The sequence below is a fragment of the Martelella sp. AMO21009 genome (assembly GCF_053484295.1).
The window spans coordinates 1-8,217 of sequence record NZ_JBAKFR010000058.1 but is presented as its reverse complement, the minus strand read 5'-3'; the positions used below and the strand labels follow the sequence as shown (position 1 = coordinate 8,217).

At 62.9% G+C, this 8,217-nt stretch carries 6 protein-coding genes; 5 read left to right on the top strand and 1 reads right to left on the bottom strand.

Annotated features, from left to right (window positions below; translation table 11 throughout):
* The first annotated feature begins 158 nt into the window (after window positions 1-158).
* Together rnd and V6766_RS25325 are read left to right on the top strand one after the other, a co-directional pair.
* Window positions 159-1,304, top strand: a complete 1,146-nt coding sequence (gene rnd / locus V6766_RS25330) for a ribonuclease D (RefSeq protein WP_448471011.1) — start codon at window positions 159-161, stop codon at window positions 1,302-1,304.
* 83 nt (window positions 1,305-1,387) lie between these two features.
* Entirely contained in the window at window positions 1,388-2,728 is a 1,341-nt protein-coding gene (locus V6766_RS25325; RefSeq protein WP_448471010.1) for an esterase-like activity of phytase family protein, read from the top strand.
* Between the two features lie 36 nt (window positions 2,729-2,764).
* Here V6766_RS25325 and V6766_RS25320 read toward each other — a convergent pair whose 3' ends face one another.
* Window positions 2,765-3,172, bottom strand: a complete 408-nt coding sequence (locus tag V6766_RS25320) for a DUF2000 family protein (RefSeq protein WP_448471009.1) — start codon at window positions 3,170-3,172, stop codon at window positions 2,765-2,767.
* Between V6766_RS25320 and V6766_RS25315 the strand changes: the two genes are divergently transcribed.
* From V6766_RS25315 to ppx, 3 genes are all read left to right on the top strand, one after another.
* Window positions 3,171-4,106, top strand: a complete 936-nt coding sequence (locus V6766_RS25315) for an AraC family transcriptional regulator (RefSeq protein WP_448471008.1) — start codon at window positions 3,171-3,173, stop codon at window positions 4,104-4,106. The genes V6766_RS25320 and V6766_RS25315 overlap by 2 nt on opposite strands.
* Before the next feature lie 147 nt (window positions 4,107-4,253).
* Window positions 4,254-6,440, top strand: coding sequence for an RNA degradosome polyphosphate kinase (locus V6766_RS25310; protein WP_448471007.1), 2,187 nt, complete (start codon window positions 4,254-4,256; stop codon window positions 6,438-6,440).
* An 11-nt stretch (window positions 6,441-6,451) separates the two neighbouring features.
* On the top strand, window positions 6,452-7,972 hold the full coding sequence (gene ppx / locus V6766_RS25305) for an exopolyphosphatase (protein WP_448471006.1): 1,521 nt from the start codon (window positions 6,452-6,454) through the stop codon (window positions 7,970-7,972).
* Window positions 7,973-8,217: the final 245 nt, after the last annotated feature.

The window sequence follows — 8,217 nt, the reverse complement described above, 5'->3', positions numbered from 1 at the left end:
TGGAACTACTTCAAATCAACAGCATGCGTTGCAGACTAATCGCCCGACGCTCTAAGGGACAAGGTCTGCTCGTTGTTCCGTCGCCAAACCTCCCCCTCCCTTGACATCGCCGCTGCAAAGGCGAAGGAAAGGTGGGAAACACGAGACGATATTTGAAGATGATCGAAACCACTGCCGCCCTTGCCGAGGCTTGCGCCACGCTCGCCAAATCCGACTTCGTCACGATCGACACCGAGTTCATCCGCGAAAGCACGTTCTGGCCGGAGCTTTGCCTGATCCAGATGGCAAGCCCCGATCTGGAAGTGCTGGTCGATCCGCTGGCAAAGGGCATCGACCTCAAGCCGTTCTTCGCGCTGATGGCAGATACCTCTGTGGTGAAGGTGTTCCACGCCGCGCGGCAGGATCTCGAGATCGTCTATCATCTCGGCAACATGCTGCCCGCGCCGCTGTTCGACACGCAGGTGGCCGCCATGGTCTGCGGCTTTGGCGACAGCATTTCCTATGACCAACTGGTCTCCCGCATCACCGGCGCGCATATCGACAAGTCGTCGCGCTTTACCGACTGGCGCGCCCGTCCGCTCAACGACAAGCAGCTTTCCTATGCGCTCGCCGACGTCACCCATCTGCGCGATGTCTATCTGAAGCTGAAAGAAGAGCTTGAGCGCGAGGGCCGCACCGACTGGGTGGAAGAGGAGATGGCGATCCTCGAAAACCCGCAGACCTACGACCTGCCGCCGGAACAGGCCTGGACACGCCTGAAGCTCCGCATCAAGAAGCCGCTCGATTTCGCGGTGATGCAGAAGGTCGCCGAGTGGCGCGAGAACGAGGCGCGCGAGCGCAACCAGCCCCGCCGCCGGGTGCTGAAGGACGACACGATCTATGAAATCGCCCAGCAGCATCCGACCGAGCCGGAGACGCTGGCAAAATTGCGCATGATCCCAAAGGGTTGGGAACGCTCGCAGCCGGCAGCTGGCCTGCTGGAAGCGGTCAAAACGGCGCTTGCCATTCCGAAGGCCGAGCTGCCGCGCCTGCCCCGCCAGCCGCACATGCCCGAAGGGGCGGCCGCCGCGGCGGAACTCCTGAAGGTGCTGCTGAAGATCGTTGCCGAACAGAACCAGGTCGCCGCCCGCGTGATCGCTTCTTCCGACGATCTCGACAAGATCGCGGCCGAAGGCGAGAACGCCGATGTGGAAGCCATGAAGGGCTGGCGGCGCAAGCTTTACGGCGAGCCGGCGCTCAAGCTCCTGAACGGCGACGTCGCCCTGCGCTTCGTCGACAAGAAGGTCGAGATGATCGACGTCTGACACGAAAGCTTCATCGCTTCGTGAAATCGCCGACATAAGCAGGCGCTAACGCTCCCCGTGTTTCCAACATACGGGGATATTTCATGAAGACCCACTTTCTTGCCGCTGCCGCCGCGCTTATGGCCGGCACCGCCCTTGCCGACGACACCCAGTTCACGGCAACGCTGACGAGCCACGCCGTTCTTCCGGCAAACACCATCATCGCCGCGCCAGCGGACGCGCCCGCCTATATCCAGACCTCGGCGAAATTCCTGAAGCCCGGCCAGCCGCGCGTCACCGAAATCGGCAGCGTGCCGGGCATGTCCGCCAAGCGTGAAACCGGGCTTGCAACGCCCTTCGACGGCCAGCCGGTGCAGGGCTTTTCCGGCATCAAGGCCATGGGCGACGGCACGTTCTGGTCGCTCTCCGACAACGGCTTCGGCTCCAAGGCCAACTCCTCCGACGCCGCGCTGATGATCCACCACATCGGCTTCGACTGGGAAGCCGGCACGGTCGACCGCAAGGAAACCATCTTCCTCTCCGACCCCAACATGGTCGTGCCCTTCCCGATCGTGCTCGAAGGCTCCGACAGCCGCTATCTGACCGGCGCGGATTTCGACATCGAATCGATCCAGCCGGTCGAGGACGGCTTCTGGATCGGCGACGAGCTCGGCCCCTATCTCCTGAAGTTCAACAAAGCGGGTGAGTTGCAGGCCGTCTATGAGACGCTCGCCGACGGCAAGCCGGTGATGTCGCCCGACAACGTTTCGCTGTCGCTGCCCAACCCGGGCGGCGAAATGCCAGCCTACAATCTGCCGCGCTCGGGCGGCTTCGAGGGCATGGCGATCTCGCCGGACGGCGCGCATCTTTACGCCATGCTCGAAAAGCCGATCGTCGTCGACGGGGAACCTGAGATGGCCGATGCCCAGCCGGCACTCCGCGTGCTGGAATTCGACACCGCCGCCAAGGAATGGACCGGTCGCTACTGGCTCTATCCGTTCGCCGATGGCGGCACCAATATCGGTGATTTCAACATGATCGACGCCACCACCGGCCTCGTCATCGAGCGTGATGGCGGCGAAGGCGACCCGTCGATGGCCTGCGCCTCCGACACGGCCACCGGCTGCTTCGAAAAGCCCGCCATGCTGAAGCGCATCTACAAGATCGAGATGACCGACGACAACGCCAATGGCGCTGCCCGCAAGATCGGCTATATCGATCTGATGGCGATTGCCGATCCCGATGGCGTCGCCCGCCAGGGCGGCAAGGACGGCATCTACACCATGCCATTCGTGACCATCGAGGATGTCGATGTCATCGACGACAGCCACATCATCGTCGGCAACGACAACAACCTGCCGTTCTCGGCCGGCCGCAGCCTGAATGCCGCCGACGACAATGAATTCGTGATCCTCGAAGTCGCCGACTTCCTGAACGCGAAGTAAGTTTCAGCGCCTGGCCGGAAACGGCCGGGCGTCTTCTCACGGGTGCATCTTCGCGCCCTTGGTGATCTTGTCGACGATCTTCTTGTCCGCACGGAAGGCGATGCCGACAACCCTGGCATCCTCCGGCGAAAATTCGGCGAAGACGGCGCGGTTGGCGGCGTCATGGCCCGTCGAAAACATCTCCTCGATATAGAGCGCCGCCGGCACGCCGCGTTCCAGCGCGCGGCTCTGCACCTTCTTCAGCGTGTTGCCATCGGCCCCGAGCACGATGATCGGCTGGGCGCAGAGCGGGTGATAGACATTGCCCGCGCCGTCCCTGTAGTCTTCTCCCAACAGGCCCTCTGCCGCGCCGGCGACGCCGGTCGCGAGAAAGGCGGTGACGTTGAGCTTCTGCCATTGGGCGAGATCCTCGCGCACGACGATGACGAATTTGGTGTCGAACATGAATGCGAACTCCGGGAAGGGATTTGAACGATCGGACGCCACCCTAGCGAAGGCGAAGGGCGGCGATCTTGAACGTTCGTGCAGGCGGGACGCCATTATCGCCGCCCCAGCCGAAGACGGCATCGAGCGGCTGGAGGCGCGGTTTTCCGGCAATGGCTTCTCGCCGCACCGCCACGACACCTATGCGCTGGGGCTGACGATGGCGGGCGTCCAGACCTTTTCCTATCGCGGCGCGGCGCGCTTTTCGACGCCCGGCCGGCTGATCATCCTGCACCCGGACGAATTGCATGATGGCGGCGCCGGCGGCGAGGACGGCCTCACCTACCGGATGATCTACCTGCCGCCGGAAAAGATCACGGCCGCCATGGACGGGCTTGCCGCCGCCCTGCCCTTCGTCCGCGATCCCGTGGCCGATGACGCGCCGCTGAGGGCAAGCCTTATCGAGGCGCTCGACGAACTCGACGGCGAAATGGGCGAATTGAAGCGCGACGGCCTGATTGCCGAGATCGCCCACCATCTGCTGCGCCTCGGCGATGCCCGGGGCCGCACGGCAAAATCCATCGACCGCCGGGCGCTCGCGCTTTGCCGCGACTTCTTGAGCGAATGCGCGGCAGAAGCGATCGGTTCGCAACGGCTGGAGGAGATCGCCGGCCTCGACCGGTTCACGCTCGCTCGCCAGTTCCGCGCGCTCTACGGCACCAGCCCGCATCGCTACCTCGTCCAGCGCCGCCTTTCGCGGGCACGGGCGATGATCATTGCGGGCGCGCCGCTGGCCGAGGCCGCCGCCGCTTCCGGCTTTGCCGACCAGAGCCACATGACCCGGCATTTCGCCAAGACCTACGGCATGCCGCCCGGCCGGTTTCGGGCTTTGACCCTTGCCGCGCAGATGGAGGAGAAACGGAATTCCGTTCTCCTCTACACCGCCGCGGGTTGAGGCGCTGAATGCGAATTCGCGCTTGAAATGCGGGGCAATCGCCACAAACCTGCTATATGTCATAGTATCGTTGCCAAACTGGGCTAAGCGGCAAATGATCAACGACCGCATGCCGATATCCGGCCAGCAAGAGGAAGAACGCACATCATGAACGACCTGTCTTCGAGCGTTTCGGAAATCGTCGAATTGGGCGCTGCCGAGGATCTTTCCAAGAGCCCGGCGCGGTTCATCAATCGCGAATTCTCCTGGCTGCAGTTCAATCGCCGCGTGCTCGAGGAAACCCTGAACCCGGCGCATCCGCTGCTGGAACGGGTGCGGTTCCTGTCGATCTCTGCGGCCAATCTGGACGAGTTTTTCATGGTCCGCGTGGCAGGTCTCGAAGGTCAGGTGCGCCAGGGGGTCACCATGCTCTCCGCCGACGGCAAGACGCCGGCCGAGCAGTTGTCCGACATCCTGCGCGAAATCGACAATCTGCAGATGGAGCAGCAGGCCGCCCTAGCCGTGCTCCAGCAGTATATGGCCAATGAAGGCGTGATGATCGTGCGCCCGAGCGTGCTGTCCGACGAGGACCGGCAGTGGCTCACCAATGAATTCGAGCAGGGCATTTTCCCGGTTCTGACGCCGCTTTCGATCGATCCGGCGCATCCCTTCCCGTTCATCCCCAATCTCGGCTTCACCATGGGGCTGCAGCTTGTCAGCCGCCACGGCCGCGAGGCGATGAACGCGATGCTGCGCCTGCCGCCCTCGATGAACCGCTTTGTGCGCCTGCCCGATCTCGACGGCGCGATCCGCTATATTACGATGGAAGACGTGATCGGCCTGTTCATCCACCGGCTTTATCCGGGTTACGAGGTGCAGGGCTACGGCACGTTCCGGATCATCCGCGACAGCGATATCGAGCTGGAGGAAGAGGCCGAAGACCTGGTGCGCTATTTCGAAAGCGCGCTGAAGCGCCGCCGCCGCGGCTCGGTGATCCGCATCGAGACCGACAGCGAAATGCCGGCCTCGCTGCGCCATTTCGTGATCCACGAACTCGGCGTGCCGGAAGACCGCGTTGCCGTGCTGCCGGGACTGCTGGCGCTCAACACGCTTTCGGAAATCACCAAGGCGCCCCGGCCGGACCTTCTGTTCAAGCCGTTCAACCCGCGCTTTCCCGAGCGCGTGCGCGAGCATATCGGCGACAGTTTCGCGGCGATCCGCGAGAAGGATTTCGTTGTTCATCACCCGTACGAATCCTTCGACGTCGTGGTCCAGTTCCTGATCCAGGCCGCCCGCGACCCGAACGTGCTCGCCATCAAGCAGACGCTCTACCGCACCTCCAATGACAGCCCGATCGTGCGCGCCCTCATCGATGCCGCCGAGGCAGGCAAATCGGTAACGGCGCTGGTGGAGCTGAAGGCCCGCTTCGACGAGGAGGCCAATATCCGCTGGGCGCGCGATCTGGAGCGCGCCGGCGTGCAGGTGGTGTTCGGCTTCATCGAGCTGAAGACCCACGCGAAACTCTCCATGGTGGTGCGCCGCGAGGAGCAGAACCTCAGGACCTATTGCCATATCGGCACCGGCAACTACCACCCGATCACGGCCAAGATCTACACCGACCTGTCCTATTTCACCTGCAATCCCGAGATCGCCAACGACGTCGCCGAAATCTTCAACTTCATCACCGGCTATGGCGAGCTTGAGGAAAACATGCAGATCGCGGTCTCGCCGAAGACCATGCGACCGCGTATTCTCCAGCATATCGAGGAGGAGATCGAGCATGTCAGGAGCGGCCTTCCCGGCGCGATCTGGATGAAGATGAACTCGCTGGTCGATCCGAAGATCATCGACGCGCTCTACCGCGCCAGCGGCGAAGGCGTTCAGATCGACCTCGTGGTGCGCGGCATCTGCTGCCTGCGCCCGCAGGTGCCGGGGCTTTCGGAGAACATCCGCGTCAAGTCGATTGTCGGCCGCTTCCTGGAACATTCCCGCATCTACTGCTTCGGCAACGGCCACGGCCTGCCCTCGGAAAACGCCCATGTCTATCTCGGTTCCGCCGACCTGATGCCGCGCAATCTGGATCGCCGGGTTGAAACGATTGTACCGGTCACCAACCCCACCGTGCATGAGCAGGTTCTGTCCCAGATCATGCTGGGCAATATCATTGACAATCAGCAGAGCTACGAGATACTCCCCGACGGAACCTCGCGGCGGACGGAACCGCGCGAGGGCGAGGAACCGTTCAACGCGCAGGAGTATTTCATGACCAATCCGAGCCTGTCCGGCCGCGGAGAAGCCCTGAAATCAAGTGCGCCGAAGCTCATCGCCGGCCTGCTTTCGGGCCGCACCAAATAAGCCGGGTATTTATGGTCGAATCTGAAGCGCAGGGGCGCCTTCGCGGAATCTCCCCTGTCTCCGTAGTCGATATAGGATCGAACTCGGTTCGCATCGTCATCTATGAGGGCCTGTCGCGCGCGCCGACCGTGCTTTTCAACGAAAAGGTCCTGTGCGGCCTCGGCCGCGGCATTGCGGCCAGCGGCAAGATGAACGAGGAAGGCGTGGAGCGGGCGCTGAGGGCACTGAAGCGCTTCAAGGCGCTTGCGACCCAGGCCCGTTCGGTCACCATGCATGTGCTCGCGACGGCCGCGGCGCGCGAGGCGAGCAACGGCCCGGCCTTCATCGAGGCGGCGGAGAAGATCCTCGGCATCGATGTCCGGGTTCTCACGGGGCGCGAGGAAGCGCTCTATTCCGCCTACGGCATCATAAGCGGCTTTCACGAGCCGGACGGCATCGCCGGCGACCTTGGCGGCGGCTCGCTGGAGCTCATCGACATCAAGGACAAGACCTATGGCGACGGCATAACGCTGCCGCTCGGCGGTATCCGCCTTTCGGAGCTTTCGGAAGGTTCGCTCGCCAAGGCGCGCAACTTCGCCAAAAAGCAGGTCAAGAAGGTCACCTTTCTGGAAAAGGGACGCGGCCGCACCTTCTATGCCGTTGGCGGCACATGGCGCAACATCGCCAGGCTCCACATGGAGATCAACAATTATCCGCTGACAATGATGCAGGGCTACGAGATCGGCTTCGACGAGATGATGGCCTTCCTCGACAGGATCGGCGCCGACGAGGAGCAGAAGGACCCGGCTTGGCAGGCCGTTTCCAAGAACCGCCGCATGCTCTTGCCCTTCGGCGCGATCGCCATGCGCGAAGTGCTGAGCGTGATGCAGCCGAAGACGATCAGCTTTTCGGCGCAAGGTGTGCGCGAGGGCCTGCTCTATTCGCTCCTGAGCGCGGAGGAACAGGACCAGGACCCGCTGCTGGTCGCCGCCCGCCAACTTGCGCTTTTGCGCGCCCGCTCGCCCAAGCACGCTGCCGAAATCGCCGCCTGGACCGGGCTGATGCTGCGCCGCTTCGGGATCGAGGAAACGCCGGAAGAGGCGCGCTATCGCCAGGCCGCCTGCCTGCTTGCCGATATCAGCTGGCGCGCCCACCCCGATTTCCGGGGCTCCCAGTCGCTGAACGTGATCGCACACTCGGCGCTCACCGGCATCACCCATCCCGGCCGCGCCTTCATCGCGCTCACCAATTACTACCGCTATGAAGGCCTGCGCGACGACAACCACACCGACGATCTCGGCACGATCTCGACGCCCGAACTGCTGGAACGCGCCAAGCTGCTCGGCGGCCTTCTGCGCGTCGCCTATCTGTTCTCCGCCTCGATGCCCGGCATCGTCGGCGCTCTCGACTTCCTGCCGGCGAAGAACACGGATTTCGATCTGGAACTCGTAGTGCCGGAGCAATATGCCGATTTCATCGGCGAACGCGTGGAGGGTCGCCTCGACCAGCTTGCCAAGCTCACCGGCAAGAAGCTGACCATCGCCACCATGTGATGCGTTTCTGACGGTCGGAATAGCCCGTCCCACGGTTAGGACACAGACTTCAGGGGAACCTGTCCCCACACTCGGCGTCATCCTCGGGCTTGACCCGAGGATCTAACCACAGCTCCGCACGAGCGGCGTTGGCGGGCCGGAAAAGATTGTTCGAATTTCACGTTTCATCCGAAACGCTTGTCGTGTTGTCACGTGCTTAGATGCTCGGGACAGGCCCGAGCATTGTTTGTTGGATCTGCGCTATT